Raw genomic sequence first — 16,272 nt, forward strand, 5'->3', positions numbered from 1 at the left:
GCATCAAGCGTGGTAGGCGGACTCGCCGTGGCTGGTGATGTCCAGGCCTTCGCGCTCTTCTTCTTCCGGTACGCGCAGACCGATGACGATGTCGACCAGCTTGTAGGCGATCAGCGACACGACGGCCGACCAGACGACGGTGGTGCCGACGGCGGTAGCCTGGGTCGTTACCTGGGTGACGATCGAGTAAGGATCGGCCGACATCTTGTTGGTGACGTAGTCGAACACGCCCTGGCCGCCCAGCGACGGCGAAGCGAACACACCGGTCAGCAGCGCGCCCAGGATGCCGCCGACGCCGTGCACGCCGAACACGTCCAGCGAGTCGTCAGCGCCCAGCAGGCGTTTCAGGCCGTTCACGCCCCACAGGCAGACGATACCAGCCAGCAGGCCGATGACCAGCGCGCCCATCGGACCGACATAACCGCAGGCCGGGGTGATGGCCACCAGGCCGGCAACAGCGCCCGAAGCGGCGCCCAGCATCGAAGGCTTGCCTTTGACGATCCACTCGCCCAGCAGCCAGGACATGGTGGCGCAAGCGGTAGCCAGCAGCGTGTTGACGAAGGCCAGCGCGGCGACGTCGCCCGCTTCCAGTGCCGAACCGGCGTTGAAGCCGAACCAGCCCACCCACAGCAGCGAAGCGCCGATCATGGTCATGGTCAGCGAGTGCGGCGCCATGGATTCGCGGCCGTAGCCTACGCGTTTGCCCATCATGTAGGCACCGACCAGGCCGGCCACTGCGGCGTTGATGTGCACCACGGTGCCGCCGGCGAAGTCCAGCGCGCCTTTTTGCCACAGCCAGCCGGCTTTGGCGGTTTCAGTTGCCAGGGTGGCGGCATCCTTGATCGCGTCCGGACCGGTCCAGAACCAGACCATGTGGGCGATAGGCAGGTAGGCGAAGGTGAACCACAGCACGACGAAGGCCAGCACGGCGGTGAACTTGGCGCGCTCGGCGAAGGAACCGACGATCAGGCCGCAGGTGATGGCGGCGAAGGTCGCCTGGAACACCACGTACACGAACTCGGGAATCACCACGCCCTTGCTGAAGGTGGCGGCGGTCGAGAAGGTGGCTTTGACCGGATCCCAGATACCGTTGAGGAAGGCGCGGTCGAATTTGCCGATGACGGCGTTGCCTTCGGTGAAGGCCAGCGAGTAGCCGTACACGCACCACAGCACGATGATCAGCGCGAAGATGGTGAACACTTGCAGCAGGATGGACAGCATGTTCTTGGAGCGGACCAGGCCGCCATAGAACAGCGCCAGGCCGGGAATCGACATCATGATGACCAGGATGGTCGACACCATCATCCAGGCGGTGTCGCCTTTATTCGGCACGGGAGCGGGTGCGGCGGCTGGAGCGGCTTTCCGCCGGCGCGGCGGCGGCCGGGGCAGCGGCTGGCGCGGCCGCAGGAGCGGCGGCTGCGGCGTCAGGCGCGGAGGCGGCCGGGGCGGATGCAGCGGGTGCGGGCGCCGAAGCAACCGGCGCCGAGGCTGCCGGCTTGGCGTCCTGGGCAACCACCGGCGCGGCGAGTGCGAACAGGATGGATACCCCAGCCAGCAACGTTGTTATAGTTTTTTTCATCAATCTTCCCCTTAAAGAGCTTCGTTGCCGGTTTCGCCGGTACGGATGCGGATGACTTGTTCCAGGTTGTACACAAAGATCTTGCCGTCGCCGATCTTGCCGGTGCGGGCAGCGCCTTCGATCGCTTCGATCGCCTGCTCGACGATGGAATCGTCCACCGCCGCTTCGATCTTGGTCTTCGGCAGGAAGTCCACGACATATTCCGCGCCGCGGTACAGTTCGGTGTGGCCTTTCTGGCGGCCGAAGCCTTTCACCTCGGTCACGGTGATGCCTTGCACGTTGATCGCCGAGAGGGCCTCGCGGACCTCATCGAGCTTGAACGGCTTGATAATGGCGGTAATCATTTTCATACTGGCCTCGCTTAGAAGGTTTTGGAAATGGTCAGGACAGCACCTGTTTTGGCCAGGTTCTTCCCATTAGGTCCGACGTAGGCTTTCGTGTCGGCATAGACCGCCGCCAATGCCACCGTCACTACGCCGAAATCTTTGGTAACGCCCAGCTTGTAATCGGTGTAGCTGGAAGCGCCGTTATGTTTTACGTTCTGATGGCCGGCGTGCACGTTCAGCACATAGCCGTCGGTCAGCTCGAAGTTGCCCGAGGCATCGACGTAGCCGCTGTTCTTGCTGTCGGCAAAGCCGAACAGATTGGTCGTCGACTGCGAATATTTCAGCGAGACAGGGCCGTAGGAAACCTGGCCGTACAATTCGAAGGTATTGGCGCTCGGGTGCAGGCCGTTCGAAGGATAGAAGTAGTAGAGGCCGCCGACGTCATAGGACACGTCCTTGACGATCTCGCCCCGTTTGCCGGCGTACAGATCCCATTCGACATCGCCGTCGCCGCCCGCGTCCTTGGTCCACTTGATGGTGGACAGCCAGGTACCGGCATACAAGCCGGTCGGATTGTTGGTATAGTCCGCGCCGCCCTGCAGTGCAGGTTTCAGACGGGTTTGCGATATGCCGCGGTAACGGTAGTCGCTGACAATGGCCGCGTTGAAGCTGACTTCATTGTCCGGTTTCGCTTCGGCAGCGGGTGTCGCTTCCTCGGCGTGCGCCATGCCGGCGCTGATGGAGGCGAATGCTAAAGTCAACGCTGCGACCAGGGTGAAGTTCTTGCTCAAGCTTTTCATAATTGTTTTCCTTGTGTAGTTGAACTTATTTAGCAGATGCGGTTTAAAATCCTGTGTGAAGCGAAGCAATGAAAGCGTTCATGGCTTCTTTAGCAGAATGCGTGCCAGCTAATGTTGCCGAGGTGATAGCTGCCGTATCAACATCGGCAACGGGACCGCATTTGAAAGAGTGTGAGAATGGGATGGGTGCGGCGGTGATGTTTCAGAATTTCGCACCACATTAACGCCGGGGTGCACTGCAATGGTGCAGCGCATCGCTGGTTAGATCAAGGAATATTATGGATATGAACACTTTTTTCAACGACTTGCAAAGCAAGATCAATCAGGCCATCGAAAACTCACCAGCAAAGGACATCGAGAAGAATGTGAAGTCCATGATGACGCAGGGCTTTGCCAAGCTGGACCTGGTGACGCGCGAGGAATTCGATGTGCAAGCGCAAGTTCTGGCCAAGACCCGCGCCAAGCTGGAAGCGCTGGAAGCGCGCCTGGCTGAACTGGAAGCCAAAGCAGGTCAATAAACCCGTGTTGGTGCCCGCCCGTTTGGGCTAGCGCAAAGCGCGGCGGCGGGCGTGGGCTACGCTGGCGGCTGGTATTCACTGGTCGTCTGCTATCCCATGAGCCTAGCCGTACTCAAAAGCCGCGCCCTGGCGGGCATGGAGGCGCAGGAGGTCAGCGTCGAAGTGCACCTGGCCAACGGGCTGCCGGCCTTCACCATCGTCGGGCTCGCCGACACCGAGGTCAAGGAAGCCAAGGACCGCGTCCGCGCCGCCATCCAGAACGGCGGTTTCGAATTCCCGGCGCAGCGCATCACCGTCAACCTCGCCCCGGCCGACTTGCCCAAAGAGTCGGGCCGGTTCGACTTGCCGATCGCTCTCGGCATCCTGGCCGCATCCAGACAGATCCCCTCGTCCCGCCTGCATCAATACGAGTTTGCCGGCGAACTGTCGCTGTCCGGCGAGTTGCGGCCGATCCGCGGCGCGCTGGCGATGTCGCTGGCCACGCGCCGCGACGGCGGCACGCTGGCCTTCATCCTGCCGCTGGCGAACGCCGACGAGGCGGCGCTGGTCGGCAACGCCGCCATCTACCCGGCGCAATCGCTATTGCAGGTGTGCGGCCACTTTGCCGCCAAGTCGGTCGAGTCCATGCTGTCGCGCCACGAATCGGCGCCGCTGGTGACGCAGCTGGAGTATCCCGATTTCGCCGACGTCAAGGGACAGGTGTTCGCCAAGCGGGCGCTGGAGGTGGCGGCCGCGGGCAATCATTCGGTTTTACTGGTCGGTCCGCCGGGCGCGGGCAAGACTATGCTGGCGGCGCGCTTTCCCGGCCTGCTGCCGGAGATGAGCGACGAGGAAGCGCTGGAGGCCGCCGCCGTGCAATCGCTGACGGGCAACTTCCGCATCGAGCACTGGAAGCGCCGGCCGTTCCGCTCGCCGCACCATACCTCGTCCGGCGTGGCGCTGGTGGGTGGCGGCAGCGTGCCGAGGCCGGGCGAGATTTCGCTGGCGCATCGGGGCGTGCTTTTCCTGGACGAGCTGCCCGAGTTCGCGCGCAGCGTGCTGGACGTGCTGCGCGAGCCGATGGAGTCGGGCCGCATCACCATCTCACGCGCCGCCCGGCAGGCCGACTTTCCCGCGCATTTCCAGCTGATCGCCGCGATGAATCCCTGCCCTTGCGGCTACCTGGGCCACACCAGCGGTCTCTGCCATTGTTCGCCCGACTTGATCCAGCGTTACCAGGGCCGCGTCTCCGGTCCGCTGCTGGACCGCATCGACATCCAGATGGAAGTGGCGGCGGTCGATCCCGATATCCTGGCAGCGGATGCCGACGGCGAATCGTCGCGCACCATCGCCGCCCGCGTGCAGGCCGCCACCGACATCCAGCTGCAACGCCAGGGCAAGCGCAACCAATACCTGAGCACGCGCGAGATCGACCAGTATTGCAAGCCGGATCGCCCCGGCAAGGCGCAGCTGAAACACAGCATGCAACACTTCCAATGGTCGGGCCGCGCCTACCACCGCATCCTGCGCGTCGCCCGCACCATCGCCGACCTGGCCGGCAGCGAGCGCATCCTCCTGGCGCACGTCAGCGAAGCCATCCAGTATCGGCAGGCGCTGCGCAAGCGCTGACGGGGCGCCGGCACCAAGACCGCTATGTATTCAAAGCCACGTTGTCTTGCTTATCGAGGAAGGTGGAAATTTTAGGCTTGGTGTGAGCGAGTTTCTGCGCCATCTTGAATTCCTCGAATTCTTTAGCCGCCGCTACCGCCACCCGGACTTCTCCCCTCCCTCGCAGGCCCAACTCGCTGGTGAGCCTATCCGCCCATGGCCGCCGGTCGATCTTGACAAGGGCAAGCACGCCGCCGACCAGAATACGGTATAAATTAATCCCGTGTTTCCGGTCGGGAGATGGCGCGCGATAGGCGAATACGCCAGTGTCGTCGAGGTCGAGACGCAAGCGAAACAGCGCAACATCCAAAAACTCGGGGATGGTCTCGGAACCGAAGCTGACAGCCCGCAATGGCTCCTGAAATTTACCGAGATCGACACGGCCAAATTCCGGGCGCGTAACCGAATACTTCCACAACAAGGCCGCGTAGAACCGCAACAGATCATCGTCCCGCTGTGGGAGCTTGACTATCGCCCCCTCGTGCAAGCCCTTTGCCTGGTTGCGAACAGTGGTGAGCAGCTGCGCGGCCTTTTCCTCCAGCAAGCCGAGTTTTTCATCACAAGGACCGCATAAAATCTCCGGGTCAAATATGCCGGACTGGCTGATCTGAGAAATCGCACCATCGGCCTTGGTCACGGCATGGGCATGGCCAACCTGGACTTCTTTAGCCAGTACTCTGGGAATCAAGTGTGCACGGATCGTATTGGACGATCCACAGTGAGAACATTTCAAGGCGGTTCCGTTAATTTTCAAGGCAGCAGAAGGCTGCGACGATGCACATGATAACTACGAATCCGCAGCTTAGGCCAGTCCCCTGAATTCCAAAGCAAGGAACGGATTTCACGCGACCCGCGTCCATCCTAAAGTGCCCCCATCAATCAAGGAGGGCACATGAAGAGCAAAGCGTTTATCGTCACCGGCGCGGACGGCGAGGTCGGCCGCGCATGGGCCGCCGCGCATATCGCCAACGGCGCCCGCGTCGCGCTGGTCGGTACGGACTATTCGGCCTGCCGGCTCGCCGCCGGCCAACTCGGCGGCCGCGCCGTCGCGTTGGATGCCGATGTCACCACCGCCGCAGGCTGGCTCCACGCCGTGCGCGCCACGCTGGCCATGTTCGGCCGCATCGACGACGTCTACAACGACGGCAGCATCCACGATCCCGCATGCGAAACCGACGCCGCGCCGCCGCAGTCGGGCGCAAGAAACGGAGTTCGCGTTCCACGGCGCTTCGATATCGTTGGCCCTGGAGAACTTGAAAGCGCTCCACATCCCAACCCGATCATTTAAGGAATCCATCATGTCTACAGCCGAAACCAATAAAGCCATCGTCGGTCGCTGGTTCACCGAATTCTGGGGCGACAACTACAACCCGGCCGTCGTCGACGACCTGGCATCGCCCGACATGCTGCTGCAATATTCGCTGCACGAACCGCGCCGGGGCCGCGAAGACATCAAAGCCTTCATGGGCGACTTCCGCGCCGCCTTCCCCGACCTGTCGTTCGCCGGCGCCGCCGATCTGATCGCGGAAGGCGACTACGTCGTCGGCCGCTGGATAGGCGGCGGCACCCACACCGGCCCCGCCTTCGACGACTTCCTGATCGGCGCGCTGCCGGCCGAAACCGGCAGGAAGATGCGCTTCACCGGCACCACCGTGCTGCGCCTCAAGGACGGCAAGATCGTCGAAGAACTGGGCCTGGACGACGGCGTCACGGCACTGCAGCAACTGGGCCTGATCTGCAAGGCTTGATCGACCGTGCCAGCGGCGGCGGATGCGGGCCAGCATACGCCGCCGCCCGTGCTAAATTCTGCCGATCCCGGCGCTAAGCGTCACCTCTTCGCTGGCCTTGCTGCTATATTGATCGATGCCCTTACAACCACGGGAAATCGATGACACGCTTGCCCCTCTACCTCGCCGCCAGCGCGCTGCTGGCCGGCTGCGCCGCCACGCAAGTTCCGCTGACCGACTTCACCGCCAACTCCGGCAGCCCGCGCGCGCCGGAACAACTGGCCGTCACGTTTGAAAAAGCCGACCTGGCGCTGCGCGTCGATCCCGCCAGCCAAAGCATCAGCGGCGACGCCGCGCTAACCTTCCTCGCCGTCGCCCCGCTGACCCGCATCGCGGTCGAACTGGACCGCAACCTGCCCATCGATTTCGCCAGCGTGGACGGCGTGCCGCTGGCGCCGTCGGCGATCAGCAACCCGGACGGCCGCCTCTACCTGACCTTGCCGACGCCGCTGGCAGCCGGCGCCCGCACCACCGTGCGCATCCGCTACCACGGCGTGCCGCACGTGGCCTCGCACGCGCCATGGGACGGCGCCTTCATGTGGAGCAAAACGGCGGACGGCCAGCCATGGATTACCACCACCGTCGAAGGCGAAGGCTGCGACCTGTTCTGGCCCTGCATCGACCATCCGCAAGGCAAGCCCAAGCTGATCGACCTGCACATCAGCGTGCCCTCGCCGCTGGTGGTGGCCGGCAACGGCGTCGCGCTCGGCATGGAAGAAAAGGATGGCTGGCGCACCTACAACTGGCGCGCAAAAAATCCCAGCACCTACGGCGTGGCCCTGAACATCGGCCCCTACGAAATGCTGTCCGGCGACTACGACAGCCGCTACGGCAACAAGATCCCGCTGCGCATGTGGTACCTGAAAGGCCACGAGAAACAAGCCAGCGGCCTGTTCGCCGAGTTCGCGCCGATGCTCGATTTCTTCGAGGCCCGCATCGGCCCCTATCCGTTCGGCGACGAGAAAATGGGCGTGGTTGAAACGCCGCACCTGGGCATGGAACACCAGACCATCAACGCCTATGGCAACGGCTACACCAAGTCGCCGCTGGGCTATGACTGGCTGCTGCACCACGAACTGTCGCACGAATGGTTCGGCAACCAGATGACCAACGCCGACTGGGACGACATGTGGCTGCACGAAGGCTTCGGCAGCTACATGCAGCCGCTGTATCTGGAGCATCTGCGCGGCGAGCGCGAGTTCCAGGCCGAGCTGTTCACGCAGCGCAAGTCGCTGTTGAACAAAGTGCCTGTCGTCAGCGGAAAATCGAAGCGCATCGAAGACGTCTACGAAGACGCGCGCGGCGGCCCCGGCAACGACATCTACACCAAGGGCTCGCTGATCCTGCACACGCTGCGCAACCTGATCGGCGACGACGCCTTCTTCCGCGCCACGCGCCGCATGGTCTACGGCACCGACACGCCGAAGCCGGGCAACTTCGAACCGCGCTACAGCAGCACCAGGGAATTCATCGCCATCGCCAACGAGGCCGGCGGCCGCGACCTCGGCTGGTTCTTCGACGCCTACCTGTACCACGCGGCGTTGCCGGAGCTGGTCGAGGAACGCCATGGCAACCAGCTCAAACTGAGCTGGAAGCTGAAGGACGGCGGCGCCTTCCCGATGCCGATCGAGGTGCGGGTCAATAACCGCATCGAGAAGCTGCCGATGACCGACGGCCAGGGCGAGCTGACGCTGCCGCCGCAAGCGCTATACACTATCGATCCGAACTCCCGCGTGCTGCGCCGGCAAGCCCATATCGATGAATGGAAGCAGCAGGAAGAGCAACGCAAAAAGAAAGCCAAGTCCTGATGAAGAAAATTTCCCTGGCGCTGATGCTGGCCGCCGCGCTGTCGGCCTGCAGCCCGCAATACGACTGGCGCGACTACCGCAGCAACGACGCCCCGTACGCCGTGCTTTTCCCCGGCAAGCCGTCCAGCCAGACCCGCAGCATCCAGCTCGATACCGTGTCGGTCAATATGACAATGACGGCGGCCGACGTGAACGGTGTCATCTTCGCAGTCGGCAGCGCCCAGGTCGCGGAGGCGGCGCAGGGCCCGGCGGCGATCGAGGCCATGAAAACCGCGCTGGTCGGCAATATCGGCGCCACCGTCACCAGCAATAAATCGGCCACCGACGGCAGGCAGTCCACGCTCGACGTCGACGCCAAGGGCAGCCAGAACGGCGAAGCGATGCGTCTGATCGGCCATTTCATCGCCAGGGACAAGCGGATTTACCAGGTCATCGTCATGGGCAGGGACAAGAATATCGTGCAGGACACGGTGGAGACCTACCTCAGTTCCTTCAAATTGAACTGAAACGCCGGTTCTGGCTTAGAAAGTGCTTAATTCGATGTGCGCTACCGCTCAGACAGATGGGTGCGCCTCTTGTAAAGTTTCACCAATAGCCTAATGTCACTACTACGGCATACCGTTCCACTACAAGACTAAGAAAGCATTCTCTATGTTAATCGCCTTTAAATCGAAATCCAGTCCCGAAGTCCTGATGTATCAGGAACATGCCCAGCGCATTCTGGACCTGCTCCACAAAAATCCTACGCGCGGCGTCATCACGGCGGAAGAAGCGGCGCGGGCCCTGTCGGTGCTCGAACAGGAGGTTGCCGAAAGCAAGCTGCATCCGGAAAGCGATGTCGAGCACGACATCCACACCCACGAGAAGGAAGACGGCGAAACGGCGGAGCACGCCGTGATGCAGCGCGTAGGCTTTGCCGCGCGCGCCTTCCCGCTGCTGGAAATGCTGCGCTCGGCCAAGCAGGAAAACGAGAGCATCATCTGGGGCGTCTAAGCCCTTAGGCTCAGCCGCTAGTCTCCCGCCAGCGTCGCCTTGAGCGGGAGATCTATCGTAAAGCGCGTGCCGACGTCGATCGCACTGTCGACGCGTATGCTGCCGTCCAGCAGCGAGGTCACGATGTTGTAGGTGATGCTCAGGCCCAGGCCGTTGCCGCCCTGCCCCAGCTTGGTGGTGAAGAAGGGGTCGAAAATACGCGCCTGATGCTCGGTCTGTATACCTCGGCCGTCATCCTGGAACACTATCCTCACCTGCTCAGCCCCCAGCCGCACCGCCCACATCTTGATGACGCCGCCGCTGCGTCCCTCGAACGCATGCAGCAGCGCGTTGTTGATCAGGTTGATGATGACCTGGCCGTACGGGCCGGGGAAGCTGTCCATCTGTATATCGTCCGGCATTTCCAGCTCCACCTGATGGCCCGCCTTGCGGATCTGGTTCTTCATCGTCGTCACGATTTCCTGGCTGGCCTGGTGCAGATTGAAATGGCGCCGCTTGGCACTGGCCTGGTCCACCGCCACCTGCTTGAAACTGTTCACCAGCTCGGCCGCGTTGTGCAGGCTGCGCATCAGCAGCGTCGACGCTTCGCGCGCGGCATCGATAAAGCTCTTCAGGTCGGAACGGCGCAGCTGGTTTTGTTCCTGGCGCAGTTCGATCTCGGCCGTCTTGTCTTCCAGCGTGCTGGCGATCACCAGGCTGTTGCCGATGGGCGTGTTCAGCTCGTGCGCGACGCCGGCCACCAGCGAGCCCAGCGCCGCCAATTTCTCGCGCTCCACCAGTTGTTGCTGGGTGTCGCGCAACTGCCGGTAGGAATCGGCGTTGGCGAACGCCACCGCCACGTAGGAAGCCAGCGTGGTCAGCATGTCGAGGTCGATGCGCTGATAGGCGTGGGCGCGGTAGCTGTGCACCGTGATCACACCGCGCACCTGGCCGGCCACCGAGATCGGCACGTAGATCAGCGAGCGCGGCTCGGTCGGCAGCGAGCCGTCTTCCAGCGTGCCCATGTCGTCGGCGCCGGACACCAGTTGCAGGTGCTCGATGTAGCGCGAGTATTCCTGCTCCAGGTCGTTGATGAACACTTCCTGCGCATGGGTGATGCACCACACCGCCAGCTGGTTGGGTTCGCGCATGCTGCGGGTGTAGGGCGCGTAGCGCTTGCCCTTCTCCATCGCGAACGGGTACTCGATCAACTCTTCCTTGGGCCGGTAGATGCCGATGCCAAATACGCTGGCGTCCATCAGCGCATGCACCTGCTGATACAGCATGGCCATGATGGCCTCGCTGTCGAGATTGGCCGTGATACGGCGGCCGATATCCGACAGCAGCGAAATATTCCGGTGCGCCAGCTCCACGCTTTCCTTCTGCCGTTCGACTTCGCGCTTCTGCCGTTCTATCGATTCCTTCTGCTGCACCAGCTCGCGCGTGCGGCTGCCGACTTCCGCCTCCAGCGCATGCTTCTGGCGCACCAGCATGCGGATGCGAATGCGGAACAGCAGGTACGCGCTGCCCGACGCCAGGCTCAGCGCCAGCAGACGGAACCACCAGGTCTTCCACAGCGGCGGCGCGATGATCACCTCCATCGCCACCGGCTCGCTGCTCCAGACGCCGTCCTTGTTGGCGGCCTTGACGCGGAAGACGTAACGGCCGGGGTCGAGATTGGTGTAGGTGGCGAAGCGCTTGCCGGCGTCCGCCGTCACCCACTGCGGGTCGAACCCTTCCAGCTGATAGGCGAAGCGGTTGCGCACCGGGTCGGCGTAGTGCAGGCCGGCGAATTCGAACGAGAACACGGCATCGCGATAGCTCAGCTTGAGCGTCCTGGCTTCGTAGATCGGCCCCTTGGCCAGCACATCGCTGCGCGGCTCGCCGGTCAGGATGGACTGGTTGAAGATGGAAAAATCGGTGATCGATACCGGCGGCGCGTGCGGGTTGTCGTGGATGCGCGAGGGCTGGAACGCCGTCAGGCCGGACAGTCCGCCAAAGAACAGCGTGCCGTCGGCCGCCTTGTAGCCGGAGCCGATGAAGTAGGAACCGTCGATCAGGCCGTCGCGCGAGGTGTATTCCTTGAACGCCCCGGTGTCGGGATTGAGCATCGTCAGGCCGGAGGTGCTGCTGATCCACAACCGCCCCCGCTCGTCGCTGATGATGGCGCCGATCGGATCCGGCGCGTGGGCCGCGCTGGTCGGGATAAAGCGGAAATGCAGTTCGCCGTCGGCGCCCTGCTCGGCGCGGCACAGGCCGGCGGCCGTGCCTATCCACAGGCGGCCCTTGTCGTCTTCGTAGGTGTAGTGCACGCGCTTGTGGCTGAGGCTGTCCTCCTTGCCCGGCGTGTGGCGATAGTGGCGGAATTTGCCGGTGGCGCGGTCGAAACGGTCGAGGCCGTTTTCTGTGCCCACCCACAGCACGCCCTGGCGGTCCTCCATCAGCGAATAGATGCGGCCATCCAGGCTGTCGGGGTCGGCCGCGTCATGGCGCCAGGTGCGGACCGCGCTGGTTTGCGGATCAATGCGGTGCAAGCCGGCGCGCGAGGCCACCCAGATGGCGCCGGCGCGGTCGACCAGTATCCGCTGTATCGTCGCCGCGGCGGGCGCGGCGTCCAGAACGAAGCGCGTGAAAGGGCCGCCGGCCGCATCGCGCCAACCCAGGCCGGTCGAACTGCCGACCCACAGGCGGCCGCGCTTGTCGGTCTGCAGTGCCTGGATCTGGTCGCCAGGCAGGCTGGACGGATCACGTTCGTTGTGGCGCCAGACCTCGGTGACGCCGGTGACGCTGTCGAGCAGCGTCAAACCATTGCCCGTGCCCAGCCAGTACTTGTTGGGACCGGCGCCAGCGATCACGCGCACCTTGTTGTTGCTGATGCTGGGCATCACGCCCGGATATTCGGTGTAGCGCTCGAAGCCGCCGCTGGTCAGGTCCACCCAGTCGAGGCCGGTGTACCAGTTGCCGACCCACAGCGTGCCGGTGCGGTCCTGGTACAGCGCGCTGATCTGGTTGTCGCCGACGCCGTGGCGGTCCTGGCTGTTGTGACGGTAGGTGTAGAAATGCCGCGAGACCGGATCGCGCCGCTTCAAGCCGTCGGCAAAGCTGCCGGCCCACAGCACGCCGTCGCTGTCATGCAGCAGCGCGGTGATGCGCTGCTCGCGCAAGTCATCGGCCGCTTCCAGCGGAATGCGCTCGACGCCATCACCACCCAGGCGCCAGGCCTGCAAGCCGTTCATGGTGCCCGCCCATACCACGCCATCCGCGCCTATCGACAGCGACTGAATATTGTTGGACGGCGCCGAGCCGCCCAGCGGATTCAGATGACGGAACTTGCGGCCGCCGGCCGCCAGCATCTCCAGCCCGCTGGCCGTGCCCACCCACAGATTGCCGGACTTGTCGCGCGCCAGCGCGCTGACGCGGTCGTCGTTGATGCTGTCGGCATCGGCCGCCGCGTGGCGCAAGGTCTTCACCTGGCCACTGGCGATATCGAGGTGCTGCAGGCCGTCGCTGGTGGACAGCCACAGCCCCTGCTGGCCGTCGCCGACGATGCTGAACACGGTCAGGTTGCCGCTCCGGCTGAGCTGGTGCACAAAGGACAGCGTGGCCGGATCGTAGCGGTCCAGCCCGCCCTTGCTGCCGATCCAGATATTGCCGTTGCCGTCTTCGTACAGCGCGTGCACATAGTTGTCGAGCAGGCTGCGGGCATTGGCGGGATCGTTCTTGAACGCGGTCATGCGATAGCCGTCGTAACGGCTCAGGCCGGCCTGCGTGCCCAGCCACATATAGCCGTGGCGGTCCTGCAGCACGGCTGTTACCGATTCCTGCGTCAGCCCCTGTTCGACGCCGAGGTGTTCGAATCGCAGGCTGAGCGGCGCGGCGCGCGCGATGGACAGCAACGCCAGCAAGAGCAAGCCGCATAAATGGACTGAACGTATTGCGTAACCAGGCATAGGGCAGCATCTCCGAGATGCGACCCATTCTAATGCACAACAGCAAAAAACCCCATGAATTCACCACGGGGCTGACCTCTGCTACCGTTCAGTAAAGATATATTCATGCTGACCGTCGCGTGTGGTCAACGTTCGCTTGCCGGACCGCTTGCCCACCACCAGCTCCAGGCCGGAGAAGGCGGCGGAGCTGGTCATGAAGTACATGCTGCCGTCCTCGTTTTTGTGCGTGCCGGCCGCGGTCTGCCATTCGCCAAAATCCAACAGCAGCTGCTTGCCTTGGCGGCGTACGCTCAGGTCGCCCAGCTCAGCGCTGCGGTAGTGCTGGGCCAGTCCCTTGACGGCGCGTGCATCCGGCGGCAGCGAGGTCGAACGGCGCTCCTCCTTGCGCTCGGCCGCGCCGCGCTCGGCGGCGTTGTGCACTGAAGCAAGCGCCTCCGGCTTGCCGTCGTACAGGATTTCCATCAAACGCCGCAACATCGGGCGCAACAGCATGCGTCCCTGGTCGGAGTTGGTCAGCAGTACCGCCCCCGTACCCTCGCCGGGAATCAGGTAGATGTCGCTCTTGTAGCCGAACATGCTGCCGCCGTGATAAACGACAGGCACGCCCCAGGCCGTCTCCAGCGACAGCCCCATGCCGTAGCTGCGGTTTTCGCCGGCGGCCACTTGCGGCTGTCGACGCGCCAGCAAGGCATCGGTGGACACCAGTTGTTTGCCGTCCGGGAGTTTGCCGAGATTAGCTTCGAGCTGGACATAGCGGATCAAGTCGTGTGCCGAAGTCCATACGCCGCCCGCTGGTCGGTGCGGCACCACCGAGTAATTAAAATTCATCGGCAAGACTTCGACCTTGCCGTCGAGATTGTAGGCGTGCGGGCTGGCGTGGTTGGAGCGCAGGGCGCGCGCCATATCGAAAGTGGTGTGGTGCATGCCCAGCGGCGTGAACAGGCGCGTCTGCATCGCCTCGTCGTATGCCGCGCCCAGCGGCAGGTTCGGATACGCGATGTGGCCGCCGATGTAACCGGCGGCCGAGGCCATCAGATTGTTGTACTGGTAGACCTCGCCAAAGCCGCTGGTCGGGCTGTTGGTGGCCAGTAGCTTCAGCGAGGTTTCCGGCGTGGCGTTCTTGAATTCAAAGATCCACTCCAGATCCTGGCGTGGCAGGCCCGTGCAGGCGCACACCAGATGTTTTACCTGCACCTTTTTCGTGGTTTCGGCACTGCCCAGTTTGAAGGCGGGATAGACCTCCGTTACCGGCTGGTCCCATTTCAACTTGCCCTCGTCGACCAGCGTGGACAGCATCAGCGTGCTCATCCCCTTGGTGTTGGACGCGGCCATGAACAAGGTATCGGCATCGACCAGGGCCGGCTTGCCCAGTTCGCGCACGCCGAGGCCGCCTTCGAAGACGATCTTGCCGTGATCCAGCAGTGCGTATGAGAGGCCGGGCACGCCCAGCGTTTTCATCGCTTCCTGCAGGAAGGCATGCATTTGCTGCAGGCGCGCGGCATCCAGTGGATGGGCCGTGCGGCCGGCAAACGATTCCGGCACATAGTTCTTGGGACGCAGGCTTTGCTGTGCAAGGTCGAGGGCGGCATCGCGCTTGCCTACGGTCTGCTCGCTGCCGTCGAGCAGCAGCACCGTCCAGTTGTCGCCATCGCGGAAGGCTTCGGCATAGATGACCGCTTTTTCGCTGGGAGAAGTTTCGTAGTTGGTCGCTTTATGTTCCTGCCAGCCGTTGATCGCCTGCTCCACCGTCACCAGTTTGATGGTGCGCTTGAAGCTGGGCTGGTAGCGAGCCCATGCCGCCGCCGTGGCTGTCGATGCATCGGCAGCGGCGACTTCGACCATCACCAAGCGAGTATCGCCTTCGGGCGCCTCCAGCACGATCATGCCGGTTTCCTGGCGAACGCTCCAGTCGCGCGCGCCGGTGATCTTGGATACGCCGGCTACCAGTGCCGTGTCGGCTTCAAGTTTCTGCCCATATGCGGACGAGGTCAGCGCCAGTGCGACAGCCACTGCGATCAACGAAGGACGTGGCATGTCATGCTCCAATAGGCAAGTGGGGAATTGCCATATTAGCATTCATTTGAACGAAAAAAAGCCCCGACCAGATCACTGGAAGGGGCTTTTTTAATATAACTAGCCTGACGATAACCTACTTTCACACTGGTTGCAGCACTATCATCGGCGCAGAGTTGTTTCACGGTCCTGTTCGGGATGGGAAGGGGTGGGACCAACTTGCTATGGTCATCAGGCATTGACTTGTACGAGCGACGCTTTCAGCGGCGCTCCGAATCTGGAGAAGTAAGTAAATGGGGTAATGAAGTTGTTGTATCAACGAACGTTCCAACGTACTTCTTATTCACCATAACCTGCTAAGGTTATAGGGACAAGCCGTACGGGCAATTAGTATCAGTTAGCTTAATGCATTACTGCACTTCCACACCTGACCTATCAACGTCCTGGTCTCGAACGACCCTTCAAAGAGCTCAAGGCTCTGGGAAATCTCATCTTAAGGCAAGTTTCCCGCTTAGATGCTTTCAGCGGTTATCTCTTCCAGACTTAGCTACCCGGCAATGCCACTGGCGTGACAACCGGTACACCAGAGGTCTGTCCACTCCGGTCCTCTCGTACTAGGAGCAGCCCCCTTCAAATTTCCAACGCCCACGGCAGATAGGGACCAAACTGTCTCACGACGTTTTAAACCCAGCTCACGTACCACTTTAAATGGCGAACAGCCATACCCTTGGGACCGGCTACAGCCCCAGGATGTGATGAGCCGACATCGAGGTGCCAAACTCCCCCGTCGATATGAACTCTTGGGAGGAATCAGCCTGTTATCCCCAGAGTACCTTTTATCCGTTGAGCGATGGCCCTTCCATACAGAACCA

Annotated in this window: 13 protein-coding genes, 2 rRNA genes and 1 pseudogene; 8 read left to right on the forward strand and 8 right to left on the reverse strand. The window is 62.6% G+C overall.

The window, feature by feature from the left end; all coding sequences use genetic code 11:
- Nucleotides 1-3 precede the first annotated feature (3 nt).
- From DUGA2_RS19905 to DUGA2_RS19915, 3 genes and pseudogenes are all read right to left on the reverse strand, one after another.
- Nucleotides 4-1,579 (reverse strand): annotated as a pseudogene (locus DUGA2_RS19905) (ammonium transporter).
- 11 nt (nucleotides 1,580-1,590) lie between these two features.
- On the reverse strand, nucleotides 1,591-1,929 hold the full coding sequence (locus DUGA2_RS19910) for a P-II family nitrogen regulator (protein WP_008444920.1): 339 nt from the start codon (nucleotides 1,927-1,929) through the stop codon (nucleotides 1,591-1,593).
- Between the two features lie 11 nt (nucleotides 1,930-1,940).
- Nucleotides 1,941-2,705 carry a TorF family putative porin gene (locus DUGA2_RS19915; protein ID WP_070271222.1) on the reverse strand — a complete coding sequence of 255 codons (765 nt, stop codon included), beginning with the start codon at nucleotides 2,703-2,705 and terminating at the stop codon, nucleotides 1,941-1,943.
- Nucleotides 2,706-2,773: 68 nt separating this feature from the next.
- Between DUGA2_RS19915 and DUGA2_RS34060 the strand changes: the two genes are divergently transcribed.
- The 3 genes from DUGA2_RS34060 to DUGA2_RS19925 all read left to right on the forward strand — a co-directional run bounded on the left by DUGA2_RS34060 (nucleotide 2,774) and on the right by DUGA2_RS19925 (nucleotide 4,831).
- A complete protein-coding gene (locus DUGA2_RS34060; protein ID WP_168167803.1) occupies nucleotides 2,774-2,929 on the forward strand; it encodes a hypothetical protein in 156 nt (51 codons plus the stop codon).
- Nucleotides 2,930-2,983: 54 nt separating this feature from the next.
- Nucleotides 2,984-3,223 carry an accessory factor UbiK family protein gene (locus DUGA2_RS19920; RefSeq protein WP_008444917.1) on the forward strand — a complete coding sequence of 80 codons (240 nt, stop codon included), beginning with the start codon at nucleotides 2,984-2,986 and terminating at the stop codon, nucleotides 3,221-3,223.
- A gap of 96 nt (nucleotides 3,224-3,319) precedes the next feature.
- A complete protein-coding gene (locus tag DUGA2_RS19925) occupies nucleotides 3,320-4,831 on the forward strand; it encodes a YifB family Mg chelatase-like AAA ATPase (protein WP_070271223.1) in 1,512 nt (503 codons plus the stop codon).
- A gap of 22 nt (nucleotides 4,832-4,853) precedes the next feature.
- Here the strand turns inward: DUGA2_RS19925 and DUGA2_RS19930 are convergent, their stop codons facing one another.
- Nucleotides 4,854-5,507 (reverse strand): hypothetical protein, encoded by a 654-nt coding sequence (locus tag DUGA2_RS19930; RefSeq protein WP_141753322.1) that lies wholly within the window; start codon nucleotides 5,505-5,507, stop codon nucleotides 4,854-4,856.
- Between the two features lie 255 nt (nucleotides 5,508-5,762).
- On the opposite strand from DUGA2_RS19930, the gene DUGA2_RS19935 reads away from it, so the two are divergent.
- The 5 genes from DUGA2_RS19935 to DUGA2_RS19955 all read left to right on the forward strand — a co-directional run bounded on the left by DUGA2_RS19935 (nucleotide 5,763) and on the right by DUGA2_RS19955 (nucleotide 9,458).
- Nucleotides 5,763-6,158, forward strand: a complete 396-nt coding sequence (locus DUGA2_RS19935) for an SDR family NAD(P)-dependent oxidoreductase (RefSeq protein WP_070271225.1) — start codon at nucleotides 5,763-5,765, stop codon at nucleotides 6,156-6,158.
- A 10-nt stretch (nucleotides 6,159-6,168) separates the two neighbouring features.
- Entirely contained in the window at nucleotides 6,169-6,618 is a 450-nt protein-coding gene (locus DUGA2_RS19940; protein WP_070271226.1) for an ester cyclase, read from the forward strand.
- 140 nt (nucleotides 6,619-6,758) lie between these two features.
- The gene (locus DUGA2_RS19945) at nucleotides 6,759-8,465 is read left to right on the forward strand and encodes a M1 family metallopeptidase (protein ID WP_070271227.1); all 1,707 of its coding nucleotides are present in this window, start codon (nucleotides 6,759-6,761) and stop codon (nucleotides 8,463-8,465) included.
- Nucleotides 8,465-8,971 carry a hypothetical protein gene (locus DUGA2_RS19950; RefSeq protein WP_070271228.1) on the forward strand — a complete coding sequence of 169 codons (507 nt, stop codon included), beginning with the start codon at nucleotides 8,465-8,467 and terminating at the stop codon, nucleotides 8,969-8,971. The genes DUGA2_RS19945 and DUGA2_RS19950 overlap by 1 nt, the downstream gene beginning before the upstream one ends.
- A 145-nt stretch (nucleotides 8,972-9,116) precedes the next feature.
- On the forward strand, nucleotides 9,117-9,458 hold the full coding sequence (locus DUGA2_RS19955) for a DUF1840 domain-containing protein (protein WP_070271229.1): 342 nt from the start codon (nucleotides 9,117-9,119) through the stop codon (nucleotides 9,456-9,458).
- 17 nt (nucleotides 9,459-9,475) lie between these two features.
- Here the strand turns inward: DUGA2_RS19955 and DUGA2_RS19960 are convergent, their stop codons facing one another.
- From DUGA2_RS19960 to DUGA2_RS19975, 4 genes are all read right to left on the reverse strand, one after another.
- Entirely contained in the window at nucleotides 9,476-13,342 is a 3,867-nt protein-coding gene (locus DUGA2_RS19960; protein WP_229214729.1) for a two-component regulator propeller domain-containing protein, read from the reverse strand.
- Nucleotides 13,343-13,468: 126 nt separating this feature from the next.
- Nucleotides 13,469-15,421: a serine hydrolase gene (locus tag DUGA2_RS19965; protein ID WP_229214730.1), complete on the reverse strand. Its 1,953-nt coding sequence runs from the start codon at nucleotides 15,419-15,421 to the stop codon at nucleotides 13,469-13,471.
- Between the two features lie 102 nt (nucleotides 15,422-15,523).
- Nucleotides 15,524-15,636: ribosomal RNA gene (rrf, locus tag DUGA2_RS19970) — 5S ribosomal RNA — on the reverse strand.
- Nucleotides 15,637-15,766: 130 nt separating this feature from the next.
- Nucleotides 15,767-16,272: ribosomal RNA gene (locus DUGA2_RS19975) — 23S ribosomal RNA — on the reverse strand; the annotation flags it as partial.

Origin of the sequence: Duganella sp. HH101 (assembly GCF_001758795.1) — a bacterium.
Classification (GTDB): Bacteria; Pseudomonadota; Gammaproteobacteria; order Burkholderiales; family Burkholderiaceae_D; genus Rugamonas; species Rugamonas rivuli.

Coding starts and splice junctions, on each gene's coding strand:
- DUGA2_RS19940 (WP_070271226.1), top strand. CDS start 6,169: ATGTCTACAGCCGAAACCAATAAAGCCATCGTCGGTCGCTGGTTCACC.
- DUGA2_RS19910 (WP_008444920.1), bottom strand. CDS start 1,929: ATGAAAATGATTACCGCCATTATCAAGCCGTTCAAGCTCGATGAGGTC.
- DUGA2_RS19965 (WP_229214730.1), bottom strand. CDS start 15,421: ATGCCACGTCCTTCGTTGATCGCAGTGGCTGTCGCACTGGCGCTGACC.
- DUGA2_RS19925 (WP_070271223.1), top strand. CDS start 3,320: ATGAGCCTAGCCGTACTCAAAAGCCGCGCCCTGGCGGGCATGGAGGCG.
- DUGA2_RS19950 (WP_070271228.1), top strand. CDS start 8,465: ATGAAGAAAATTTCCCTGGCGCTGATGCTGGCCGCCGCGCTGTCGGCC.
- DUGA2_RS19955 (WP_070271229.1), top strand. CDS start 9,117: ATGTTAATCGCCTTTAAATCGAAATCCAGTCCCGAAGTCCTGATGTAT.
- DUGA2_RS19935 (WP_070271225.1), top strand. CDS start 5,763: ATGAAGAGCAAAGCGTTTATCGTCACCGGCGCGGACGGCGAGGTCGGC.
- DUGA2_RS19945 (WP_070271227.1), top strand. CDS start 6,759: ATGACACGCTTGCCCCTCTACCTCGCCGCCAGCGCGCTGCTGGCCGGC.
- DUGA2_RS19920 (WP_008444917.1), top strand. CDS start 2,984: ATGGATATGAACACTTTTTTCAACGACTTGCAAAGCAAGATCAATCAG.
- DUGA2_RS19915 (WP_070271222.1), bottom strand. CDS start 2,705: ATGAAAAGCTTGAGCAAGAACTTCACCCTGGTCGCAGCGTTGACTTTA.
- DUGA2_RS34060 (WP_168167803.1), top strand. CDS start 2,774: ATGAAAGCGTTCATGGCTTCTTTAGCAGAATGCGTGCCAGCTAATGTT.